Origin of the sequence: Streptomyces sp. WAC 04229 (assembly GCF_003947455.1) — a bacterium.
Lineage (GTDB): Bacteria > Actinomycetota > Actinomycetes > Streptomycetales > Streptomycetaceae > Streptomyces.
Genome location: NZ_QHJH01000009.1, coordinates 71,537 through 93,971, shown reverse-complemented (window position 1 = coordinate 93,971; position 22,435 = coordinate 71,537). Strand labels below are relative to the sequence as shown.

At 70.7% G+C, this 22,435-nt stretch carries 30 protein-coding genes; all 30 read right to left on the bottom strand.

Features of this window, described 5'->3' with window-relative positions:
• Position 1: 1 nt before the first annotated feature.
• Positions 2 to 3,301, bottom strand: a complete 3,300-nt coding sequence (locus DMH12_RS04520) for a hypothetical protein (RefSeq protein ID WP_125490222.1) — start codon at positions 3,299 to 3,301, stop codon at positions 2 to 4.
• Positions 3,302 to 3,446: 145 nt separating this feature from the next.
• A complete protein-coding gene (locus tag DMH12_RS04515; protein WP_125490221.1) occupies positions 3,447 to 3,902 on the bottom strand; it encodes a hypothetical protein in 456 nt (151 codons plus the stop codon).
• A gap of 10 nt (positions 3,903 to 3,912) precedes the next feature.
• Complete coding sequence (locus tag DMH12_RS04510) at positions 3,913 to 4,422, bottom strand: hypothetical protein (protein WP_125490220.1); 510 nt, start codon at positions 4,420 to 4,422, stop codon at positions 3,913 to 3,915.
• 7 nt (positions 4,423 to 4,429) lie between these two features.
• Complete coding sequence (locus DMH12_RS04505; RefSeq protein WP_125490219.1) at positions 4,430 to 5,416, bottom strand: phage tail tube protein; 987 nt, start codon at positions 5,414 to 5,416, stop codon at positions 4,430 to 4,432.
• 3 nt (positions 5,417 to 5,419) lie between these two features.
• On the bottom strand, positions 5,420 to 5,653 hold the full coding sequence (locus DMH12_RS04500; protein ID WP_125490218.1) for a hypothetical protein: 234 nt from the start codon (positions 5,651 to 5,653) through the stop codon (positions 5,420 to 5,422).
• Between the two features lie 25 nt (positions 5,654 to 5,678).
• On the bottom strand, positions 5,679 to 6,143 hold the full coding sequence (locus DMH12_RS04495; protein ID WP_125490217.1) for a hypothetical protein: 465 nt from the start codon (positions 6,141 to 6,143) through the stop codon (positions 5,679 to 5,681).
• Complete coding sequence (locus DMH12_RS04490; RefSeq protein WP_125490216.1) at positions 6,144 to 6,701, bottom strand: head-tail connector protein; 558 nt, start codon at positions 6,699 to 6,701, stop codon at positions 6,144 to 6,146.
• Between the two features lie 13 nt (positions 6,702 to 6,714).
• Positions 6,715 to 6,972: a hypothetical protein gene (locus DMH12_RS04485; protein WP_125490215.1), complete on the bottom strand. Its 258-nt coding sequence runs from the start codon at positions 6,970 to 6,972 to the stop codon at positions 6,715 to 6,717.
• Between the two features lie 72 nt (positions 6,973 to 7,044).
• The gene (locus tag DMH12_RS04480; protein WP_125490214.1) at positions 7,045 to 8,265 is read right to left on the bottom strand and encodes a phage major capsid protein; all 1,221 of its coding nucleotides are present in this window, start codon (positions 8,263 to 8,265) and stop codon (positions 7,045 to 7,047) included.
• A gap of 90 nt (positions 8,266 to 8,355) precedes the next feature.
• Positions 8,356 to 9,030, bottom strand: a complete 675-nt coding sequence (locus DMH12_RS04475) for an HK97 family phage prohead protease (protein ID WP_125490213.1) — start codon at positions 9,028 to 9,030, stop codon at positions 8,356 to 8,358.
• The gene (locus DMH12_RS04470) at positions 9,030 to 10,175 is read right to left on the bottom strand and encodes a phage portal protein (RefSeq protein ID WP_125490212.1); all 1,146 of its coding nucleotides are present in this window, start codon (positions 10,173 to 10,175) and stop codon (positions 9,030 to 9,032) included. The genes DMH12_RS04475 and DMH12_RS04470 overlap by 1 nt, the downstream gene beginning before the upstream one ends.
• Before the next feature lie 10 nt (positions 10,176 to 10,185).
• Complete coding sequence (locus tag DMH12_RS04465; RefSeq protein ID WP_260474049.1) at positions 10,186 to 11,742, bottom strand: terminase; 1,557 nt, start codon at positions 11,740 to 11,742, stop codon at positions 10,186 to 10,188.
• Positions 11,678 to 11,953 carry a hypothetical protein gene (locus DMH12_RS04460; RefSeq protein ID WP_260474048.1) on the bottom strand — a complete coding sequence of 92 codons (276 nt, stop codon included), beginning with the start codon at positions 11,951 to 11,953 and terminating at the stop codon, positions 11,678 to 11,680. The genes DMH12_RS04465 and DMH12_RS04460 overlap by 65 nt, the downstream gene beginning before the upstream one ends.
• Before the next feature lie 199 nt (positions 11,954 to 12,152).
• On the bottom strand, positions 12,153 to 12,587 hold the full coding sequence (locus DMH12_RS04455) for a hypothetical protein (protein ID WP_125490211.1): 435 nt from the start codon (positions 12,585 to 12,587) through the stop codon (positions 12,153 to 12,155).
• A gap of 10 nt (positions 12,588 to 12,597) precedes the next feature.
• Entirely contained in the window at positions 12,598 to 12,921 is a 324-nt protein-coding gene (locus DMH12_RS04450; protein WP_125490210.1) for a hypothetical protein, read from the bottom strand.
• 2 nt (positions 12,922 to 12,923) lie between these two features.
• Positions 12,924 to 13,202, bottom strand: a complete 279-nt coding sequence (locus DMH12_RS04445) for an HNH endonuclease (RefSeq protein WP_125490209.1) — start codon at positions 13,200 to 13,202, stop codon at positions 12,924 to 12,926.
• 12 nt (positions 13,203 to 13,214) lie between these two features.
• The gene (locus DMH12_RS04440) at positions 13,215 to 13,562 is read right to left on the bottom strand and encodes a hypothetical protein (RefSeq protein WP_125490208.1); all 348 of its coding nucleotides are present in this window, start codon (positions 13,560 to 13,562) and stop codon (positions 13,215 to 13,217) included.
• Between the two features lie 198 nt (positions 13,563 to 13,760).
• The gene (locus tag DMH12_RS04435; RefSeq protein ID WP_125490207.1) at positions 13,761 to 13,961 is read right to left on the bottom strand and encodes a hypothetical protein; all 201 of its coding nucleotides are present in this window, start codon (positions 13,959 to 13,961) and stop codon (positions 13,761 to 13,763) included.
• Between the two features lie 164 nt (positions 13,962 to 14,125).
• Positions 14,126 to 16,240 carry a cell division protein FtsK gene (locus DMH12_RS04430; RefSeq protein WP_185832139.1) on the bottom strand — a complete coding sequence of 705 codons (2,115 nt, stop codon included), beginning with the start codon at positions 16,238 to 16,240 and terminating at the stop codon, positions 14,126 to 14,128.
• Positions 16,241 to 16,325: 85 nt separating this feature from the next.
• A complete protein-coding gene (locus tag DMH12_RS38940; protein WP_185832138.1) occupies positions 16,326 to 16,487 on the bottom strand; it encodes a DUF6257 family protein in 162 nt (53 codons plus the stop codon).
• Positions 16,488 to 16,501: 14 nt separating this feature from the next.
• On the bottom strand, positions 16,502 to 16,675 hold the full coding sequence (locus DMH12_RS38935; RefSeq protein WP_185832137.1) for a hypothetical protein: 174 nt from the start codon (positions 16,673 to 16,675) through the stop codon (positions 16,502 to 16,504).
• A 79-nt stretch (positions 16,676 to 16,754) separates the two neighbouring features.
• Entirely contained in the window at positions 16,755 to 17,075 is a 321-nt protein-coding gene (locus DMH12_RS38930; RefSeq protein WP_185832136.1) for a hypothetical protein, read from the bottom strand.
• Positions 17,072 to 17,824, bottom strand: coding sequence for a hypothetical protein (locus DMH12_RS04420; protein WP_125490206.1), 753 nt, complete (start codon positions 17,822 to 17,824; stop codon positions 17,072 to 17,074). Before DMH12_RS04420 ends, DMH12_RS38930 begins: the two co-directional genes overlap by 4 nt.
• Complete coding sequence (locus DMH12_RS04415; protein WP_125490205.1) at positions 17,821 to 18,552, bottom strand: DUF6907 domain-containing protein; 732 nt, start codon at positions 18,550 to 18,552, stop codon at positions 17,821 to 17,823. Before DMH12_RS04415 ends, DMH12_RS04420 begins: the two co-directional genes overlap by 4 nt.
• Entirely contained in the window at positions 18,549 to 18,824 is a 276-nt protein-coding gene (locus DMH12_RS04410; protein WP_125490204.1) for a hypothetical protein, read from the bottom strand. Before DMH12_RS04410 ends, DMH12_RS04415 begins: the two co-directional genes overlap by 4 nt.
• A gap of 122 nt (positions 18,825 to 18,946) precedes the next feature.
• Entirely contained in the window at positions 18,947 to 19,159 is a 213-nt protein-coding gene (locus tag DMH12_RS04405) for a hypothetical protein (RefSeq protein ID WP_125490203.1), read from the bottom strand.
• Positions 19,160 to 19,191: 32 nt separating this feature from the next.
• Positions 19,192 to 19,827 (bottom strand): hypothetical protein, encoded by a 636-nt coding sequence (locus DMH12_RS04400; protein ID WP_125490202.1) that lies wholly within the window; start codon positions 19,825 to 19,827, stop codon positions 19,192 to 19,194.
• A complete protein-coding gene (locus DMH12_RS04395) occupies positions 19,824 to 20,030 on the bottom strand; it encodes a hypothetical protein (RefSeq protein WP_125490201.1) in 207 nt (68 codons plus the stop codon). The genes DMH12_RS04400 and DMH12_RS04395 overlap by 4 nt, the downstream gene beginning before the upstream one ends.
• Entirely contained in the window at positions 20,027 to 20,545 is a 519-nt protein-coding gene (locus DMH12_RS04390; protein WP_260474047.1) for a hypothetical protein, read from the bottom strand. The genes DMH12_RS04395 and DMH12_RS04390 overlap by 4 nt, the downstream gene beginning before the upstream one ends.
• Before the next feature lie 158 nt (positions 20,546 to 20,703).
• Positions 20,704 to 22,329 (bottom strand): DEAD/DEAH box helicase, encoded by a 1,626-nt coding sequence (locus DMH12_RS04385; protein WP_260474046.1) that lies wholly within the window; start codon positions 22,327 to 22,329, stop codon positions 20,704 to 20,706.
• Positions 22,330 to 22,435: the final 106 nt, after the last annotated feature.

Below are 22,435 nucleotides of genomic sequence, written 5' to 3'. Positions count from 1 at the left end.
GCTACACCCCTCCCAGGTTGATGGAGACCTTCGCGCCCTGCGCGCGCCCGAGCTGCAACAGCAGCCGCTGTACCTCGCGGGCTACGGCCATCGGGTCCAGCGCGTCGCTGATCGAGAAGTTCGCGTTGATGACCTGGCCGCCGGCGCCCGCCGTCACGGCGGCCCGCCCGGCCCGGGCCGGTGCGGCGATGGACTTGCCCGTGATTCGGCCGGCCACGGACTGCATGGCCCGGTCGACGTGCGGCAGACCGCCGGCCAGGCCCACGGCCAGGCCCTCGGTGGAGTAGCTTCCGAGCCGGGCCATCACCGTGGACGGCGACCTGATGCCCAGCGATTTCTTGATCGCCGATTGCATCGACTTCGCGATGCGCATCATCAGGTTCTCGATGTCCTTCTTCTGGCCTTCGAGCCCCGCGAGGAAGCCCTTGCCGGCGTTCTTGCCTGCGTCCCACAGGGCATCCGCCCCGTTGCGGCCCAGGGTGACGGCCCCCGATTCGAGCTGCTTGTCCAGGCTGTTGATCTGGCTGAGCGTGGACTTGCTGGCACCGACCAGCGCCGAGGCGTAGGCGTAGCCCTGCTCCGGGCCCATGTCGAGGATCTGCCGCAGCAGGGCGCCGCGCAGGCCCTGCTTCTTGAGGATGTCGATGTACTTCGTGAACTGCCGCAGCTTGGACAGCTTCGAGGCGAGCCCGGCCTGGATACTGCCGGCGGTGACCTGTTCGTCCTCCAGTCCGAGCTGCTGCATGTAGCCGCTCTCCCGGGTCCGCTTTTGCAGGTCGTAGGCGTATGCCTTGGCCGCCGCGATCTGCGAGGCGACCTTGTCCCGCTTGGCCGCCGCGGACAGCAGCGACTTCGTCTGCTTGTTCACCCACGAGACGAGGGAGGATTCCTTGCGCCCGGAGAACGCGGTCCGAATGTCCTTGACCAGGTCAGCCGCAACGGAGCGGATCTTCGCCTGGCTGCCGGTGAGACCGACGATGAGGCCCTGGCCGATGTCCGCGGCGAGCGCCTTCGTCTTCTTCGACGGGGACGCGATCTGCATCTCCGTCTTGATCCCGGCGGTGATCGCCGAGGCCATCAGGGCGGCGGCCCGGTTCACGTCTCCGGTGGCCTGCCCCATGCCCGTCACGAGGCCCTGCCCGGCGGCCTGCCCGGACTCGGCGGTGCTGGCCCGCGGCCCGGGCTCGGCGCCGCCGGTGCCCAGGGTGTCGTTGTTGATGGCCTCGATCAGGTTGCGGTGCTTGGCCGTGGAGCGGGCGTTGACGACGTACTCGCCGTCACCGGCCCACCACATGGGGATACTGTCCGAGGTGCCCGTGCCCGGACCGGACAGCATCCCGGACGGCATGCCGCCGGCCGCGAACTTGGGGGCGTGCCCGCCGTTGCGGCGGAACGGGCGGGCGGCCGCGTTGTCGTACTTCGCCTGGTAGTGGGTGACGATGTACGTGGTGGCGGTGCGGCCGTTGGCGGCACGGAGCATGCCGAGGGCGCCGCCGATCACAGGCGATGCCCGGTCGACGGCCTTGATGAACGTCGACTTGTCCCTGATGGAGGCGAGCTGCCCCTTGGCCGAGCGCACCTTCGCCTCAAGGTCGGCGATGTGGGCCCGCAGCTTCGCCTGCTTGTCCAGCGGCAGAGAGTTCAGCTTCGCCTTCGCCGTGGCGATCTGCTGTTCCCAGTTGTTGATGTTCATCTTGAGCTTGCCCTGCTCAAGTTTCGGGAGGGCCTCGGCGGCGAACGTCTTGGCCTTGCTCTGGGCTTCGTCGAGAGCGCCGATCCACTTGCCTTTGAAGGTGTCGAACCCCTCGGAGGCTTTCTTCAGCTTCTCGCCGATGATCGGCACGTCACCGAACGCCTTCGCCAGACCGCCGATCATGACGCCGACGGCGGTCAGGGCGAGCGTGGACATCTGCTTGAACGCGCCGATGACGGTGGGCATGATCCCGATGACGGATGACGCCATGCCGATCGTGGCGTTGCCGAAGACCCGGCCCACTTCCAGGATGCCGATCTTGTTGTCCTGGACCGTGCGGTGCAGCCGCTCGAACGGTCCGACCGTGCGGTTCACGGCGTCGCCAGCGGGAGACAGCCCGCCGAGGATCGCGCTGCCCACGTCGGACATGGTGGGGGCCAGGAGCTGACCCAGGTCGTTGAGGGTCCGCACCCCGAACGTCAGGTCATCGAAGATCGGTTTCGCGCCCCGGGCGATGGCCCCCAGGCTGTCCAGCACGCCACCTGTGGCGTTCCCGAACAGCTTCAGGTTCTCGCCGACCGCGGGACCGAACATGTCGGCGACCGTTCCGGCCAGCCGGCCGAGGGCGGGCAGGATCGTGTTGACGGCGCTGAACAGGCCGTCGAGCATCTTCGCCGAGCCGTCGATGCCGGGGATCAGGCCCTGGAAGAAGCCGGGCAGTCCGCGGGACAGCAGGCCGCCGATTCCGTCGGAGAACGCCTTGAGGGTGGGGCCGGAGGCGGCGCCGAAGTCGAGGAGGCTGCGGGTGAACGGGCCGAGCGCGGACGTCATGTCCCGCACGAACGTCGACCCCAGCTGGAGGTTGGTGCGCAGGGAGTCCTGGAATCCGGAGTCCTTCATCATCCGGCCGAGGCCCGCGGCCGCATCCCCGAAGGCGCCGCCGAGGTTGACCATTTCGCCGCGCAGGATCTTCGTGACCGGTCCGGCTTCCTTCAGCGCCTTCGTGAAGCCGGGCAGCATCGCCGCCTGGATCTCCTTGCCGACGCCGGAGAACTCCTTCTTCAGCCCGACCAGTTCCTTGGTGAACTCACGGGCCGGCGGGGACAGCTTCTCCAGGGCCTCGGCGTACTCCTCTTGGCCCTTGCCCGCGGCCTCGACGGCGTCGCCGACGCCGGCGAACCCGAGCTTCATCGTGACCGCGGCCAGGCCGACGCCGGCCATCATCGGCACCAGCGCACCGAGCGCGGGCAGCAGGGACAGAGCAGCGACGCCGGCGACCGCGCCCATGGCTCCGCCGAGGCCGCCGCCGCCCTTGCCGAGGGCCGTGGCAGCGTCGCCGCCGGCCGAGGACACGTCGCCGAGACGGTTGGTGAGGTCAGGCAGGCCGCCCGCCATGGCGCGCTGTGCGTCGGCGACGGACAGGAACCGGCCCTGGAGGTCCCGGAGGCGGCCGTCGGCGTCGCGGGTGAAGCCGCGGACGGCGGTGGTGTTGGCCCGCATGTCGCCGTCGAGGCGGCGGTGCAGGCGGGCCGAGGAGTCCCCGGCGTGGTTGAGGACCGGAGACAGCTGGTCGTCTCCGTCGAGGACGAACCGCAGGCGCGTGGCCATCACTCACCCCCTGAAGCGTGGGCCCGTAGCTGGGCCTGGTGGTTGTCGATCCACGCCACGAACAGTTCGAACCGCTCCTCGGTGAGGGCGTCGACAGCGTCGGGGGGCATGTGGCAGAGGTGCGCGAAGAGCGGCAGATAGCTCTCTACGCGGTCGCTGAAGGAGCCGTCGTCTCCTCCGGTGCCGGGGCGGGGGCCGGGTCTTTTGGGGCCGTCACGTCAGTGATGGCGGCCTCGCACGCCTCGGGGTCTGCGGTCACGTCGCGCAGCTCGGCGAACGCGTCGGCGAGGTCTTCGGGGTTGTCGCCGTACTTCTCGAACAGCCCCTCGGCGTAGGCGCGGGTCTCCTTCGCGTCGAGGAGCACCCGCAGTTCGTCCTCCCACGGGTCGAACTCGGAGAGCTTCAGAGCCGGCTGGGTGCGCTTCTTGATGACCAGGGCCACCACCCGCATGGCGCCGACGTCGCCCTGCCGCAGGCCGGCCCTCACGTCGGACCAGGTGGCGTCTGCGGTGCGCTCGATGATCTGAATCTCCGACGTGCGCAGGCGGCCGGCGTCCAGGCGCTCGGGCTCGGTGCCCTCGGGGCGGTACTCGATGATCAACGTCGGTCTCCTATTCGAGGCGGCGGCGCACGTCGTCGACGATGCGCTCGATCTCGCGGTTGATACGGGGCTGGTGGGCGCGCACGACGCGGTCCCACCACAGGGGGCTGGCGTTCTGCTGCGTCCACCGGCGACGATTGCCGAACACCGGATGCCGGACCCGGCCGTCGTGGATGCGGTTGACCAGGCCCATGGGGATGTCGGCGGGGAGCCGCCCCCGGTCGATCCACACGGTGGCCCCGGGGCTCGCGCCGGTGCGGACGCTGATCCGGATCGCGTCCGCGATCGAGGCGCGCAGCGGCCGGGTGGTGGGCGAGGGCCCGCCGCGCTTGCCCGGTCGGCGGCCCTCGCCGCGGATGTCCAGGCCGCGGATCGACCCTTGCAGGTCGGACTTCAGCGGCTCGGCCGCGCGCCGGATTCGGCGGTGCATGGACTGGCGGATGTTCTCCCCACCGGCAGCGCGCAGGCGCCGTGACAGCTCCAGCAGGCTGCCGGTGTTGAGGAGCCGGACGTTCTGCACGTCCGGCTCACAGCGTGACGTCGGTGCTGATGTACTCGATCTTCGGCTGGTTCGTGCCGTCGTACAGGCCCACGAAGTTGAAGCTGGGCTTGACCACGCCGAACCCGTCGACGACCGGGGGGCCCTCGTCGAGGCGGATGGCGGGCAGCGTCACGCGGAACGTGTCGTAGTACGTGGTCGCGATGTTCGCGCCGACGAACTCCCACACCAGGGATGTCGCACCGTCGGAGGTGTGCAGGTCGTCCAGGGTGGTGGCGACGTAGTCCGTCTCCAGCGTCCCGGAAATCTTGACCTGGTCGTTCTCGATCGGCTCGGCCTTCAGCGCGGACTGGTTCGCGTAGAACCTTTCGACATCCTGGGGCCTTTCGATCTTGCAGGACACCTTGCGGATGCCGCTCAGAGCGGTCTCCGTACCGAAGCTGCCGGTCTTCACCGCCATCTGCCCGAAGTGGAACGGCGACATGGCGCTGTACGAGGCGGCGGCCAGCGCCGACGTCTCCTCGACGTCCCGGCCGTCGACCTCGAACGCGGCGGTCAGCATGCCGCCGACCTCGCAGGAGAACTCACCCGAGGTGACCTTGCAGCCCAGGAAGTTCTTCCGGGTCACCGTGCCCGTGGTCAGCGGCACGCCCTTCTGGATCGTCAGGGACTTGCCCGCCACCGACGCCAGCGTGTGCGTCTGGAGATAGGCGGCGCCAGCGCCCTGCTGGACCGGGGTGACGGTGGTCCCCATGAGCGACTGCAGCAGCAGTCCCATGCCCTTGTTGGTGACCTCCAGCTCGATACTGCCCGCCACCTCCTTGCGGGTCAGCACGCGCCGCGAGGACAGCGCCAGCAGACGGCCGGCCGCGATGCCCGCGCTCTGGGCGGTGGTCTTCTTGAACGCCAGCGATTCCTTCGTGAACTCGATGAACTTCGCCGGCGCCACGTAGGTGCCATACGTCGTCTCGGCGGCGATGCCCAGCTGGGCGCCGAGGCCCGATCCGATCGCCATCGCTCAGCCCTCCGTCTTCTGCGGCCTGGCCGCCTTGCGAAGCGGCAGGGGCGCCACCTCTTCGTCCTGGTCCCGCTGCTCGCGGGGTTCCTCGACCGACTCCCAGTTCGCGGTCTGGCAGACGTAGCCGTCGAACCGGTCATCGGGTACCTCGACGACCTCGTCCGGGTGCACCAGACGGTTGCCGAGCTCGGGCACGGTCACCGGTTCCGGGCCCGTGAAGCGCACACGCGCCATGGCTGTACTCCTTGGATGAGATGGGTCAGATACGGGCCTGGCAGGTCACCGTGAAGGCGAGGCCGGCAAGGCTGCCCTCGGCCTGCTGCTGGAGCAGGTCGCCGGCCGTCAGGTGCGCCCACAGAACGACGCCGTTCAACGTCGGCGCCTCGGGGGATTCCTCGCTCGCGCGAAGCGCCTGCTCGACCTCGCCGACCAAGGCGAAGACTTCGCTGCGGCGGGCGGCCATGTCCTTGTCGCCGGACCGGGCCTCGGCATAGCAGGTGATGGCGAACGCCTCGTCGCGGGTGCGGGCGCCCGCACCGTTGAACTCCTGCTGCAGCGAAACGGCCGCCTCGCCGCCGGCAGACCAGCCGACGTGGATCCGCTGCAGCGCGGTCAGGTTGACGACCGGGGGACCGTCCACAATCTCGACGTCCACGAGCGCGGGCCGCGCACGCAGGATGCCCAGCAGCGCGTCGACCGCGGCCGGGACGCGGGAAGTCGCCATCTACGCCACCCCCGGCGGGACCCGGTAGGGCTCCAGCAGCTGGAGTACACGGTTGGGGATGGCGTAGCCCCATCCCGCGATGGGCTCGGTCACGCTGTAGTCGTCACTGCCGCCGACCCCGGGCACGCCTCTCGACGCCCCGTACTGCGTGCGCCACAGATGCTGGAGCAGGATCCGGGCGGCGAGGTTGACGGTGGGCATGTCCTCGGCGCGGCCGGCCGTGTAGCGGGCCAGCCACAGCGTCCCTGCGAACGTGCCGCCGCCGCGGCGGCGGACAATGCCCGTAGTCCCGTCCAGCACGAGCTGCGACAGGTCCAGGGAATCGCCGTCGTCCACGGCCGGGGCCACGGACACCAGAGCGACGGCCGGGATGTGGGACAGGCACAGGATGCTGCTGCGGCCCTCGATCGTCTCGGTGAACTCCCGGACCTCAACCGGGCCGATGAGCCGCTCGATGGGCGCGGTGAGCGCCTCGATGAACGCCTGCAGTTCGACGTCGTCGGTGTCCGATGCGATGTCGAGCTGGGCTTTCGCTTCGGCGAGGGTGAGCAGCGCCACGACGTCCTCCCGGCTACTTCGTGACGGCGGACTTCGTCGTCATGGGCTTGCGGCGGCCGGCGGCCGTCTCGGGCTGGGCCGGGTCGGTAGCGGTCTCTTCCCCCCGGTCGTCGTCGCGCTCCTCGGCCGCGGCGTCGCCGTGCTCCTCGGCGAGGCCGGCGGCGACCAGCTGCTTGGCCTCGGCCTCGGGCAGGTCGACCGACTCGCCGCGCTCGGGCCAGGACTTGCCGTCGCGGGTGCCGGAGATGGTGGCCTTCATACGCACGCGCATCGCGTGCTCCTCTCGTGAGCTGGGGCGGAGCCGGGACGGGCGGCCACCGTTCGTGGCCGCCCGCGGGGTGGATCAGGTGGCCGCGCCGACGAAGACCTTCACGGCGCCGGTCTGGTCGACGAGCAGACCGTCCGCGCGGATGATCGCCCGGAAGGTCACCAGGTCGGAGTTGAAGGCGTAGTCGTCGGAGCGCTCGAAGCGCACCCCGCCCGCGAGGCGGACGAAGTACTGCGAGAAGTCACCGAACGCCACGGACTTCGCGGTCGTCGCGGCGGCGGCCACGTTCGGGTCGGTGTGCACCGGCTTGCCCAGCAGCGTGTCCGGGGCGCCGACCTGGATGGACGGCTGCCACAGGTACTGGCCCTGCGAGTCCTTCAGCTTCCGCGCGGCGGCGAGGGTGGCGTCCCGCATCAGCCAGCCGGCCGAGGTGCTGTTCCGGTACGGGGCGATCACCGAGTAGTACAGGTCGATCAGGTCGTCCGCGGTGAACGCGCCGGCCACACCGGTGCCGCCGGTCTTGCCGGTCGTCGCCGAGGTGATGACACCGGTCGGCTTGGACGAGCCGTCGCCGGTGATGGCGTGGACGCCGAACGCGTTGCCCAGCGCCCGGCCGGCCTGCATGGCGAGGTAGCCCTCCAGGTCCACGCCGGTGTCCGTGAGCAGCTCGGTGGACGCCTGGAGCAGAACGCCGTACTTGTAGGCGCCCAGGGTCCGCTTGGCGAACGCCGGGTCGGACTCGGTCAGCGGCGCGGCCTCGGCGGTCAGCGCCGCGCTGGAGTGCGCCGTGGTGACCGGGATCTCGATGGTCTCGCCGGAGCTGGTGTTCAGCACGGTCGGCCCGGCCTGCATCACGCCGGACACCTCGATGAGGTGGGCCATGAGCTGGCCGTAGAAGGTGGTCGGCACCGTGTTGCCGCCCGCGGTCGCCGAGCCCTTGGTGAGGTCACGGAAGGAGACGCCCTCCGGCTTGGCGATGTCGACGCCGCGCATCTCGCCGCGCGCCCACCGCCGCAGCTCCGAATCCTTCTCCTGGCCCTTGCGGGCTCCCGGCTCCTCGGGCTTGGCGAGCAGCCCGGCGAACGCGGCCTCGGCGTCCTTGGTCCGCTGCTCCGCTTCGACCAGGTCCTTGGCCCGCTGGTCGATCTTGTCGAGGTCGGCGTTGAAGGCCTGGTACTTCGCCTCTTCCTCGGCGGTCAGGTCCCGCTTCTCCGACTCGGCCGTGTCGAGCAGCTCCTTGGCCTGCTCCCACACGTTGGCGCGCCGCTCCTGCAGCGCCTTGATGAACGAACTCATCTCGCCCTCCTGGGCATGACGAAGGCACCCGCAGGCCGTCGGGCCAGGGGTGCCGGATGGGTGGTGTGTCGAGGTGGGGTTCGCCCTGCCTCAGAAGGTGCGGCGCTGGTTGAGCGCGGCGCGCCGCTGCCGTACCGCCAGGAGCGGGTGGGTGTCGCCCTGCCCGCCCGGCGGAATGATCGTGGGGGCCGGGGCCCCAAGGAACCGCTTCAGTTCGCCGGCCTCGGCCGCGGCCCGTACCTCGGCCAGCTCAGCGCCCGCCTTCTCGGCGAGCGAGCGCAGGCCGGTGGACGTGTCGAGGTAGGCGGGATCGTTGACGGGGGCGACGTCGACCAGCTGCCCGGACAGCAGGGTGCGCACCGGGAACCCGTCGTCGGTCATCGACCAGTCGTCCTCGAACGTGAAGAACGCGAACGACGACTCGGAGACGTCGCCGCGCTGCACCAGCTCGTACACGTCCTCCCGAGCAGCGGGCACGTCCACGCTGTAGTCCAGGCCCGTGCCGTCCGTCTGCAGCCGCAGCGTCCCCGCCCGCGTGGTGCCGAGCAGCATGTTCCCGTCGTGGTTGTAGCGGGCCATCGCGCGCGGCCAGCCGTCGCCCTCGCTCTTCGCGAAGAACCCGGGGTCGATCCGCTCCACGAACCCGCCCAGGTTCCGCGACAGCGTGTTGAACTTCGCCGCGTACCCGCCGATCGTCCTGCTGCCGCCGGCCGCCCGAACCTCCACGAGGCCGCGCGTGAACCGACGCTCACTGTCGCCGTTCATCACTTCTCGCTTTCGTCACGGGCCACCTTCTGCAGCGGCGTGTAGTCCTTGCCGAGCCCGCCCGGCAGGGGCGGTTCGTCCTCCAGCCGGCGCAGCTCATCGATGCTCTTCAGGCCGATCGCCCGGGCGATCCGGTGCGACTGGTAGCGGGTGAGAGTGTCGGTACGCAGCATCGCGTCCACGTTGAACCGGGCCTCTTCCGTCGGCGGCCGCAACAGGGAGAACGCATCCTCCAGCCGGGCCACCCAGGGGCGCAGCGTCCACGTCAGCATGTCGATGCTGTTCTGCTCGACCGTGGCGTAGGTGAGGCTGCCCCCGGTCTCGCCGCCGACCTTTTCCGGCGGCACCCCGTAGATCGCGGCGATCTGGTTGGCGGTCGCCTTGATGGTCTCCAGGAACTGCGACTCGTCCGCCGGTACCGAGATCGGCTTGTACTTCACCCCGTTGCCCAGCGCCACCACGTCGCGGCCCTCGGCGGCCTCCTTGAACCGGGCCTTCAGGATCGTCGCCGCCACCTTGTCGACGGCCATGTCCGTCTCCAGCACAGCCGACGGCGTGGACCCGTTGGCGAACCAGTCCCGCCCGAACTGGTTGGCCAGCAGCCCGGCCTCCGTCGTCGTCGCGAAGTACGCGATCGGCGACAGCCCCAGGATCTGCCCGGGCACCGTGTAGGCCGGGATGTGAAACATCTGCCCGTCCTCGAGGCGCCGGCCCTTGTAGTACCAGACCGGGACCGCGGCCAGGTTGTCGGCGATGTGCACATCGTCCGGGTGCAGCCACTCGATCTGTGAGGGCCAGCCGTCCGGGCCCCAGGCGACGACCAGGCCGTAGGCGTTGCCGCGCAGCGTCAGCGACGTCATGCACCGGTGCAGCCAGTCGTAGCGGGTACCGGTCGCGGCGGGACGCCGGAACAGCGCGGGCACTGGGGCCCGCATCCGGTCGTCTCCGTCCACCCGGTAGGACTTCAGCGGCAGGGACGCCACCGAGTCCGCCAGCAGCCGCGTCGCCGCGTACACCGGCCCCAGGCGCAGCGCCCGCTCCTGGCTGCTGCCGCGCAGCACGGCCGGGTCCGCGCCCGCCCCCCACACGTCCTGGTAGGAGATCGCCCGCTGTACCGCCGTGCGGCGGAAGGGCCACCACTTCACGACTGCCCCCTCACCACACGCTGCTCAGAATGTCGCCCGGAGGCTCTTCCACCTCGGCGCCGAGCCCCCACTTGGCGAGGGTGCCGGCCACCAGCGGGCTGATGTCCACAGACGGGATGCGGCGGGCCCACGCCCACGCATCGCCGAGCGTGCGCTTCTGCGCGCCAGCCAGAGCGGACGCCAGCGGCGCATCGTCGAAATGGGTCAGGCTCTGGGTGGTGACCGCGTCGTAGAACTGCCCGCAGGCCGCCGCCGTCTCGCGGGCCTTCGGCTTCACGACCTCCACGCCCAAAGCCTCGGGACGCTCCAGCTCGGGGATGAACGAGGCCGCGGGGCTGGCCGGGTCGATGACCCAGCACCGCGGCCCATACTTCTCGTGCAGCTCCTTGGCGCGCTCTACGACCCAGCCGCCTCCGGGCCGGTGGTCGACCACCGTGACGTGCACCCCGCCCAGGTACGGAAACGCCGCCGAGATCGCCGCGTGTGACCTCTCCGGGGTCATGTCGATGGACAGCGCCACCGGCCCCGCCAGCCGCGCGGCAGCGACCGCCTGGACGTCGCCGACAGCCAGGGCCCGCCACGCGTCCTCGGCAATGACCTGCCACGTGTCCGCAGTGTCAGACGGGTACTCGCCCACGCCGAGCCTCTCCCTCGCGTAGCCGGCCTTGCTGAGGGTGGCCCGCTCACGGGCGACCTTCTCCAGCGTCAGCCGGTAGCCGACGCCCGGGTTGGACTTCAGCACCGCCTCGTCACTGTCCGGGTCGTCATGCTCGGTGCAATCCGCCGGGCACTCATCGAGGTGCACGTCCGCCGACCACTCCATGTAGGCCAGGGACTCGTCGGGCACCCCGGTCTCGATCGCAGCCAGCGCGCGGCGCCGCAGCCTCCCCAGCTGCACCGACGGAGAGCCGATGCCGGCCGATCCCAGGTACCAGATCTGCGGGTTGGCCACGGCCGCCATGGTCGGCAGCAGCGCGTCCATCGCGTCGTCGCCCAGGATCATGTCCTCGTCGAGGATGTTGCAGTCGCCAGTGAAGCCGCGCCCTGAGCCCTTCGACCGGGCGATGAACCGCAGCACCTGCCCCGAGTGCAGCTCGATCGACTCCTCGCCGACCGTGTACCGGTACGCCTTCACGCGTTTATGCAGGTCAGGACATCCTCGGATCAGGCGCTCGATCCGCTTGAACGCGTTCTTCGCCGTCTTGAACTCGTGTGCCGACAGCAGGATCAGCCGCTCGCCACCGATGAACAGGCCCCACAAGACTCGGGCTTCGATGACGCCGCCCTTGCCGTTCTGGCGGGGGACGTTCACGACGCACTCGAAGGCCGCCCAAGTGCCGTCCGGCTTCTCGCCCATGCCCACCCGGAGGATGTGCTGCTGCCACGGGTCTAGGACCAGGCCGGCCCGGGCGGCAAGGTCGATGGCCTCCTGGCCCGCGGTGGACACGGCCAGGGGCGCGATCTGGATCGGTGGGGTCTGCCAGCCGTACACCGCGGCGCCGTCAGCCGTCGGAGGCCTGCCGCTGTGCTGCTGCTCGGCGTTTCGCTCGCTGCTCAGCAATGTCATCGACCGTGTCCCCCTTCGTCTCGACGGGGGCCAGCCTGCGCAGGTCGGCCATGATGGAGCGCAGTTCGCGCGCAGCGACAGCCTTCGCGGTGGGAGCGTCGGTCCCGGCGATGGCCTGCGCAAGGTCGCGGGCGACGGCGGCCATGCCGGGCGACGTCTCGTCGGCGTGGAGGTCGTCAAGCTCGGCGTCGATCTTGTCGGCGACGCTCACGATCACCTCCACTAATTCACTCGAACCGAGTTCGCGGAAATAGCGAGGTGACCCACCGGCCCGTCACGGAGAGTGACGCCACTAAAACACTCGAACCGAGTTCGCGCGAAGAGGCTTTCAAAATCGCCGCGCAAAAAATCGGGCGACAAGGGCGTTTGGGTCGCCCGGTCTCGCTCTCAAAAAGTGGTCGGGCTCTTGATCACCAGTCGAGCGTTGCGCCGGCCGTCTCGGTCTTCGTTGCAGGTCGTGACCGGTACCAGCGGGTCGCCACCCGCTTCATCTCGGGGTCGCGCATGGCTTCGATGCGGGCCATGACGATGCTGCGTCCGGGGTCGACGGCGATGATCGTGGCATCCATGCGCTTGTACCGGGCGAGCCATTTGCCCGTGGGCATGGTGTGGATCAGGAAGACATCGACCTTGTCGCGGTGCTCGAACGCCTCGAACATCGCGGCGTAGCGGGCCTTGTGCGCGACGCGGAGCAGGGTCGGGTCCTGGTTCCAGTTGGGGGCGCCGGGTCCGGCGAGCGCGCGGGTGATGCGGTCCAGGTCGATGACGATGTCCGACGGCTTGGCCCTGCCTTCGATCCAGCTGGTCTTGCCCGCGGCCGGCGGCCCGGTCACGACGTACAGCATGGGCGTCACCTCAACGACGGGCGGGGTCGGTGCCCCGATCACCGGCTGCGAGGCGGTCGGGCTGGCGGCACGCGTCCCAGTCGCAGGGCGAGTCGGCCTCGGTGTGCCAGCACTGGACGGACGCTTCGCTGTACTGCTCGACGGCGGCGCCGCGGGCCTGGTGGCCTGGCGGCAGGTCGGCGAGGAGTGCGTCGAGGCTGACGGCGACGGTGCACTGGGTGGGCTGGTCGGGGTGGTAGACGCAGACGAAGCCGCCGGGGAACTCGGCGCCGCCCCAGGCTCGGCCGTCTGCCAGCCGGAGGAGGAACGGGATGGGCGGTGCGGGCACGGCCATGGTCACCACCTGAGTGTCGGGCGCTTGGGCTGGCGGGGCGGGGTGGTGCGGTTGCCCTTGCTGCTGTTGCAGCGGCGGTGCGCGGCGCGGGCGTTGGTCTTGTCGAGGAGGGCGCCGCCGCGGGAGAGCGGCTGCTCGTGGTCGAGGGTGAAGCTGAGCGGGTGGCGGGCGTCGAGGTTGTAGTCGATGTTGTGGCCGCACAGCCAGCAGGGCAGGCGCTGGGAGCGGAGCCAGGCGCAGAGCGCGCGGTAGGGGCGCCCGTTGCGGGGGTTGCCGGCCACGGGCGCCACCTCCTACGGCTGCTCGCTGCTGCCCATGTCGCCCCATGCGTCGTCGAGGGCCTCGCCGAGTTCCTGCTCGGCGATCTCGCCGATGTACCGCTCGACGGTGGCCTGGCTGATGCCGGCGCACTGGGGTGGGGTGCCCTTGAGTCCGTCGCCGCCTGCTTCGGCCTTGTCGTAGGCGCGTTGGAGGGCGGCCTTGCAGGCGCTGGGGCTGGCGTCGCTGTCCGTGGCGTCGCGGATGACGCCGCCGAGGGCGAAGGCGCCGGCGGCGGCGATGGCGGTTGCGAGGACGAACAGCCAGGGACGGCCGCGCCGGGGCGCTCTGTCTGCGGGCGGGTTGTGCTGTGGATGCGTCATGAGGGCCCCCAGGATGCGCTGATGCTGTGGTGGGCATCATCCGCCGCCGGGTGGCGCGTTGGGGACGGTATGGCCGTCCTGTGACACGGCGAAGCCCCGGGGGCTCGGTGGCCACTCCGGGGCTTCGTCGTGAGTGCGTGGCGCCCGTCTCGGGGCACAGTTGTACACCCGGATCGTCACACAGCTTCTGACCTGCGGTCAAGCAGCGCTGCGTGTGCGGCGTTCGGCGAGGATGGCGGTGACGTCTTCGACGCGGTACCAGGGCTGTCGTTCGGTGCCGCCGGCGCGGGTGAGGCGGCCTCGGTAGACGAGGTTGCGGACGGCGCCGAGACTGCTGCCGAGGATCCTCGCGGCCTGGTGCGCGGTGACGTAGCCGGGGCGGATGAGCTGTGACTCCATACCCCCATGATGCGGCAGGGAGGGAGGCGGCGGAGGGGAGGCGGGAGTGCCTGTTTCCCGTTTCCCAGGCTCGGTACGGCGAGCTTCCCTCGCCTCCCTCAACGACTGTTTCCGCAGGTCACTGTGAGGGAAGCGGGTTGGGGAGGCAGGTAGGGAGATCTCCCCTACTCTTCGTCGCCTCCCTCGTCGTCGTCGCGGGCGGCGATGGCCTCAAGGATGCGGTCGAGGCTGACGTGCTGGCGGCCGCCGGTCTTGTACTCGCCGTGCCCGGCGTCGTCGAGGACGCGGCGCAGGTCCCGGAACGACCAGGAGCTGTAGGCGGCTTCGTTGCGGTCCTGCAGGCCGCGCAGGACGTCTTGGGTGAGCATCTTCGTCTCGTGCCCGAGGACGGCCGCAATGTCGGCGAGGTGGTCGACGGGGGCGAACGTGGGGGCGTCGGCCGGCGTGCTGCCCTTGTGCATGGCCATGGCGCGTTCGACGACCGGCGTCACCTCGTCGACGCCTGCCTCCTTCCGCACGTAGTACGAGCGGATCAGCCCCGGGGTCTTCCCGAAGCCCGCGGCCATGGCGGTGCCGACGTCCTCACCTGCGACGAGGGTGGTCGCCGAGTAGCCGTTCTTGTGCATGCCGGTGCCGAGGATCGCGTCGTTGCCCTGGTGGTCGTTGATGGCGAACGCCACCCGGTGGGAAACGGTCTTGGAGATGCCGCGCGGCAGGCTCGCCGCATCCGCGTCCGGGGTGATCCACATCAGCATGATGGCCGTCTTGCGGGCCTTCTTGGTGACCTTCAGCGCCAGTTCCTTGGCTTCCCTGCCGTGCTCCGGGTGCGTGAACAGCTCGTGGACCTCGTCGAATACGACGATCCGGGGCCGCATGGACGGGTCACGTTCCGCCATCTCGCGGGTGACCTTGGTGTCGGTGCCGATACGCTCCAGCTCCTGGCCGCGGCGGGACACCTCGGAGGCGAGGGCGCGCAGCGTGTTCATGGCCGCGACCACGTGTTCGTCGTCGTCGCCCTTGACCAGGCTCCGCAGGCGGGGCCGCATCGGGTCGTAGTCGTTGTTGTACGCGAGGACGTGAACGTCGATCTCGACCAGCGGGTCGAGCATCGCGCCGAGCAGCAGGGCGACGACCAGCGACGACTTACCCGAACCCATGATTCCGGCGATCAGGTAGTTGGCGGCCATCAGCCGGCCGATGATCTGCTCGCCGCGGGCGTTGAGGGAGACCGGCACGCCCTTGAAGAAGTCGGTCGTGCCCTCGGTGAGGAGCGGCCACGGCGGTACCGGTTTGGTGAGGACGCCGGGGTCGGCCACCCACAGGTCGAGGACGCCGGCCTGGTCGCGGGGCTCGGTCGGCCACACCTCGATGGGCTTGCGCATCAGGTTGTGCGCCAGGATCCGCTTCTTGTCGGCGATCATCTCGACGGGCACGCCCTCGGGGAGCTGCAACTGCGCATGCCACCCGTTCCCGGAGCGGGTGGACGGCTGCACCCATCGGGGCTTCCAGCCTTCCTTGATGGCCGCGTTCAGCGGGGCGATCCCCAGCTTGCCCAGGGCCCTCATGATGGCGTTCTCATCAGGCACGACGTCCCGCTCGTCACCGTCCTCGGGCAGCGCCCAGACGGGTGCGGCCTGCCGGTTCTTGCCGACAGCCCAGGCGCCGGCCACGGCCAGGAACGGCAGGGCGGTCAGCAGCGGTTCCCAGATGACGCCGCCGATGAACGCGGCCCACGCCACCAGGTCGATGACGGTGCGGATGGGGGTGAGCACGTCGGCGACGTCGTGGTTTGCCCAGGCCAGCATGATGCCGAGCATGAGCAGCAGGCCCGCGGCGCCGGCCGTGCCCATGGCGATGGCCTTGGGGGCGTTGATGGCGAGCTGGAGGAGTTCCATGCGCCGACGGTGCCGGGACTGCCGGAAGATGTAGGCGCGCTGTTCCCAGTCGCGGGCGACGTCTTCCTGGCCGGCGGCTTCGGCGGCGCGCATCATCCGCTCGTGCCGGGCGGTCGTGCGGGAGTCCCAGGCGCGGCGGGTGAGGATGCGGGCGCCGCCGAGGGTGTAGGCGCCGTGCCGGACGACGGCCCTGTACCCGGCGTTGGTGCGCACCTCGACGAAGACGCGGCGCAGGGAGTCGACGCGTACCCGGCGGCGGTTCCGGTTGGTCCCGCTGGTCTTCTCGACGGGTACGGGCGCGGGGCCTGTACTCGCCTGCTCGGGTACAGCGGGTACGGGTGTACTCGCGGCGCCAGGGTGGGCGGGTGCGTGGACGTCCGTCATGCTGGTCTCTCCTGGTTCTCCGTGAGGTGTGCTGGGGCCCGGGGCGCCCGGTGTACCTGGCCGGGTACGGGCGCCCCGGGTGTACCTACTTGCCGTTCTTGCGCTTGGCGGCCTGCTGCTCGATGCGCTCGATGTCCCGGCGGAGCTTGGTGATGTTGGCGCGGGGCATGGTCATGCGGGCGGTCTTGGCGGCGATCCGCGCCTTCTCGCCGCGGGTGAAGTCGCTGAAGCGGACGTCGTGGGCCATGGGTCAGTCCTCCGTCAGCGGCGCTTCTGCTGGTTGACGGCCTGGGTCACGGCGGCCACGGTCTGCTCGGCGCTGGCGGTGTTCTCCTTGATCGCCTCGGCCATCACCTGGACGATCCGCTGGGTGTCTCCCGCATCGGCGGCGGCGATGACCTCGGCGGCCTTGTCGTTGATGAAGCTGCTGGCCATGTCGGTCTCCTCGGTATGTGGGCCGGGGCTGTCCCGGCTCCCCTCACCGCCCGTGCGTGACGGGCGGATCGGGCAGCCGTCAGCGGCCTTTGCGCTGGTAGTCGGTCCACATCGAGCGGAGGACCAAGACGACGATCGCGGCGGTGCCGCCGAGGATGGCCAGGGCGATGGAGGCGAAGGCGATGCCGACGCCGCCGACGCACACGGCGCAGGCGATGCCGAGCCACTCGCCGGCCGAGCGGCGGGCCTTGGGCTGGTGCTCGCAGTGGTGGTGCTGCGGTGCGGCCTGCTGCTGCGCGGCCTTGGCCAGCTCGATGGCGGCCATGGCCAGCTGTACGGCGGCCGTGTCGGTCGCGGCCTCGCGGGCGGCGGCCTCCGCCTTCTCCAGGGCTTCGCTCACAGCTTCACCCCCGAGGCCTGCGCCTCCAGGGCGGCCCGGAAGCCGTCCTGAATCTCCTTGGCCCGGTTCTGCCCGACGGACAACTGAGCCTTGATGGTCCGGATCGAAGGCAGGTCCCCGGCGAGCAGCTCGTCTTTGAACTGCTCGGCGGCCAGCCCGAGGCCGTACCTCGTGAGCGGCATCTCCTCGGCGGGCGCGTAGTCGCCGGGTACGGTCCACTCCGCGTGTACCTCGGCGCGGGTACGGGTGTACTCGGCGGCGGGTACGAGGGCCTTCCCGGCGGGCACCGGCCGGGCGACGATCGGCAGCATCCGGGCGCCCTCGGGTACGGCTACCGGAACCGGCCGGACGGGTTCGGGTGCGGCGGGTACGGGTTCCGGTTCCGGCGCCTGCTCGTACTCGGGAGCGTCGCCGACGGTGTCGGTCTCGGGTGCGTCGGCGAGCCGGTGCACCCGCCACAGCACCAGCGGTGCGATGGCGGCGACGGCGACGACGAGGGGCCAGTCGACGGGCAGTAGCCCGACCGTGACGAGGTGGCTGGCGGAGTTGACCAGGATCAGTGCGAGGACCGCGGCGAGGACGTCGCGGTGCGCCCGCAGCGCGCGGATGGTGTAGATGTCCAGGGCGCCCGGCACGGCCGCGGCCACCCACTGGTTGAAGCCGACGGCGCGGGCGAGGTCGTACTCGGCCGAGGCCGTCGCGACCAGTGCGGCGATCAGCGCCGCCCACTTCAGGGTGTCGTTCTTCATCGCTGCTCACCCCGCAGGTGGTCGAGGCTGGCGATGGCGCGGTCGAGGCGGACGGCGGCGACGCGGAGGGCCTGGACGATGTGCCGGGCGTCTTCGGGGACGACGTTGGCGTCGACGTCGACGCGGATGGACAGCAGCGGCGCCTGTTCCCGCTGCTTGTCGGCGTGCGGGGCGTGGGTGATGTTGGCTTCGAGGACGGGGATGCGACCGTACCGGGCGGTGACGGCGCCGGCGGTGCTGGATGGCCCGTTGTGGGTGAGGTCGGCGAGGTAGCCGATCAGCTCGTCGTCGTGGCCGACGCACCAGGCGGGCTCGGGCACGGTGACTTCACCGCGGTCGAGGGTCTGGAGGGTGACGGTGCCCTGCCGGTACCGCGGGTCCTGCTGGAGGCGCGGGGCGGCGGGGGGCCGGGTGTAGGCCCGGTTGATGGCCTCGTCGAGCTCGGCCGCGTACTCGGGAGTGAGCCGGGCGTTCACGGTGGGGGTCTCGTCGTCGATGGCGACGACGGCGCCGGCGGCGAGCTGGCCTTCGATTTCGCGGCGGATGTCGAGGATGGAGAGGTCGGCGAGCGGCGGCCGGCCGGCCTGTTCGGCGTGGCTGGCGGCGAGGGCGGTGCGCAGCTGCTCGCGGGAGACGGTGACTGCGAGCGCCACGACGGCGAGCGGGGTGGCGTTCTCGTCGGCCGGGATGGTGTCGGTGGGCCCGAACACGGGCGGGTGCGTGCTCACTGGCCGTCCTCCTCGGCGAGGAAGGCGGCGATGGTGGGGAACTGGGCGTCGACGGAGCGGCGGACGGCGTCCTGCTCGACGGCGCGCAGCAGGATCCGCAGGCTTTCGCGGACGGCGACCGGGTTGTCGCTGGCGAGGACGCAGCGGGCGAGCTGGGTGGCGACGGCGAGGTCGCTGGGCTCCGGGGTCCGTCGGATGATGCCCGCGGCGATCAGAGTGCGGGCGGGGCTGACCTGCGCGCACGACGGCGCGCTAGGGTTCTTCCTGTCCATTACGAGGCCTTATCTCGTGGTGGGAAGTGCCGGGGCGTGTCAGCGCTCCGGTGCGTTAGGGGTCGGTCGTCGCGCGCGCCTCGGGTGTTCCACCACCCGGGAGCTGACGGCCGGCCCCGCTTCTATTCGGTTGTCGAGTACTTCTTGATCGCGTCGTTGACGGAGGTGTAGCTCCGTCCGACGTCCTTCGCGACCGCGTAGGCGCTGCCGAGTTCGGCCTTGCCGTCGGCGAGCGCCTTGCCGCGCCGCTTGAGCGCTTCGGCCAGCTGCGACTGGAGCTGTTCCACCAGCTCTTCCTCACGCCTGAACCGAACCCGCCAGGGTTCTTCGGTCACGAGGAGCAGACTATCACGGCCCCCCGTGATAGTCACGCTACTTCCTTGGGCTGGCCGGCCAGGAGTCGCAGCCAGTCCTGGCCGGAGTCGTAGACGCAGCAGCACCAACGGCAGCGGAGCCGCGTCTGGCCCGGCACCCGGGCGATCACCGCCCCGCAGATGGAGCCGTCCAGGTTATGGCCGATGCAGTAGCCCAGCCGCTGCGCCCGCGGCGGCGGATCCCCGGCGATCGTCAGCGCCGCCCGCTCAACCTCCTGCACCTCCCCCAGCAGGTCGGCGGCGGCCGGATAGTTCGCGACGATCCAGTCCACCTCCATCAGCAGCCACCGACACGCGACCTGCACCCGCCGGGTCATGCCGCCCTCGACGGGCGGGGCGCCGTGCTCGGGCCACCGCACCCGCTGCACGTCCGCCCGCCACCCCTCCAGGACCAGCGCCGCGTGGCCGGCGGCGACCAGGTCGATGACGTCCTCGTTGACCGGGGACCGGGGACCGGCCGGGGACGCCGCCAGGAAGTCGGCGGGTCCGCGGCGGGGCGGCACCAGGTACAGCTCGAGCTCGGCGAACAGGACCGGGAGGGAGCCGAGGGCCCTCGCCAACTTCACGGCGTGCCGCCCGCACAGGTACTTGCCGTCCGAGTCGTCACGGCAGACCTCGCACGCGATCACGACGTCCTCCCCGTGCGCTGCTGGAGGCGGTAGAGGCGGAAGCCGTTCAGCCAGTGCTCGCCGAGGGCCTGCTTGGCTGCCACCTCGGCTTCGGTGGCGGCCCGGTTCGCGGCGCGGCCGGCCCACCAGGCGTGCCCGGTACTGACGGCGACGGCCCCCGCGGTGGCGGCCGCCACCGCGGCCTGAATCTCTTCGGGTGTCATGCTGCGAGTCCTTCCGTGACCGGCCACTGGCTTCCGTCGAGGCCTCGGCGGTGGGTGTCGGGGACGACGGCGAGGGGCCAGCCGAGGTGGTGCAGGCCCATCGCGAGGAGGGTGTAGGCGTCGGCCTGGTCGTAGCGGCCGGGCCCGTCGCAGTCGACGCCGTAGCGGGTGCGGACGGCGTCGCGGACGGCGCCCTTGGATCCGGAGCCCTTGCCGGTGGCATACAGGGCCCGGCAGGACGGCGGAACGACCGCGTAGGGGATGCCGCGGCGCCAGCAGGCGTGGCGGACCATGACGCGGAGCCCGGCGAGGTCTTCGTGGCGGTGGGCGACACCTCCGCCGAACGAGGGGCCTTCGATGACGACGAGGTCGGCGCCGGTGATGTGATCGGCGACCCGTTCGACGATGAACGCGAGCCGGGGGTGACCGCGGACGCCGGTCCGGGGGCGGATGGTGTCGGTCCAGCCTTCGCCGGCGACTCCGGTGCAGGTGAGGCTGAGATCCAGGCCGATCACCTTCGGAACCGCAGCGGTCCGGGGCGCGATTGTGGGGGACAGCCTGCCCCCCACAACAGAGGGACGGGCTGTCCCTCTGTCGTCTGCCACTCCGCCCAGCGGAGTCGCAACTGTGGGGATATCCCCACGGCTGTTGTCGTTGTGCACGGTGTCTCCCTTCACGCCGCGGCGAGGGCGGTAAGCCGGTGGAGGATGCTCGAGAACTGGTGCACGGCCTGAAGGTCGGACACCTCGCCGGCGGTGCTGCCGGTCGGCACCGCGATCCGGTTCATGCGGCAGAAATTGAGCTGCTTCACGCTCGCCGGCCGGTTCCGCCAGGACGCCGAGCGGGTGGCAAGCCACCGGCTGCCCATCGCCCGCGCCTGCTGCTCAAGCCACGCCTTCGCCTCCGCCAGTGGCAGCGGGACGTCGTTCCTCGGGCCGACGATGCCGTTGGCGACGTCGAAGCGGCGTAGCCAGTACGTCCGCTGCCCCGGGTTGCGGAGCAGGAAGACGTAGGTGGTGTCCGTGACGGGGATGAACCAGACCCCCGACTCGGTCTTCAGCCAGCGGACCACCGAGCCGTGGAACAGGTCGATCTCCTCGACCTGCATTCGGGAGAGGTCCAGCTGGCGCCTCGTCTGCTCTTCGGCTTCCCGCACGGCCTCGCGCAGCGTCTGGTCCTCGTCGGGCATCACGACGTCGCGTCCGGTGAGGTCGACGATGGAGGCGAGCCGGTGTCGGGTCGAGGCGCCCATCACGTCGAGGATCAGCGCATCCTTCTTGCCCTCCCACAGGCGGAGCGCGCGGCCCGCCATCTGGCAGTACAGGCCCGCGGACTTGGTCGGGCGGGCGATGACCGCGCACGACGTCCACGGCGCGTCGAAACCTTCCGTCAAGACCATGCAGTTGGTCAGTGCTTGCACGTCGCCGCGCCGGTACTTCTCCAGGGCGGCCGCACGATCGTCGCGGGGCATGTCACCCCACACGGCGGCGGCCGGGATACCCGCGGCGGTGAAGGCCTCGGCCATGGACTGGGCCGTGTCCACCGTCGGAGTGAAGACGACACCTGCCCGGTCTCCGGCGTGCTGCCGGTACGCCTCGGCGACGACCTCGGCGGCGCCGGCGTCGTCCAGGGCCTGGCCGAGCTGTCCATCCTGGAGGTCGCCGGCGCGGGACTTCACCGCGTCCAGGTCGAGGCCGGGGACGGTGACGCGCTTGCCGCGGACGTCGCACAGGTAGCCGTCCTCGATCATCTCCAGGATGTCGAGGGTGAAGACGACCTCTTCCCAGACGTCGGCCAGGCCGCCGTCGGTGCGGGTCATGGTGGCGGTGAAGCCGGCGACGGGCAGGCCGCGCCAGGCGCCGAAGTGCTCGAGGACGGTCATGTAGCTGCGGGCGGCGGCGTGGTGGCACTCGTCGACGATGACGACGCCGATGTTGGTGATGGCGTTGCGGCGGCGTTCGACGGCGAGGGTCTGGATGCTGGCGACGATGACGTCGACGTCGTGATGCTCGTCGCGTTCGGCCTTGACGACGCCGACGCGGAGGTCGGGGCGGACGGCGCGGATCTTTGCGGCGGCCTGCTCGAGGAGTTCCTCGCGGTGGGCGATGACCAGGGCGCGGCCGCCGTTGAGCTGGGTGAGCAGCTCGTCGATGAGGTTGGCGAAGACGACGGTCTTGCCGGCGCCGGTCGGGAGGACGACGGCGAGCCGGTTGTGCGGGCCCTGCCAGCCGGAGATGAGGGCCTTGATGGCCTCGGCCTGGTACGGGCGGGGCGTGAACGTCTCGGGCGTATCAGACATGCCGGTCACCTCGGCTCTCGGTTGCGGGGTTCTGCGGGGATGTTGCGGGGATGTGCGCGGGGTTCTTCTCGCGACGCTCGACGCGCCCTGACCTGCCGGTCTGCGG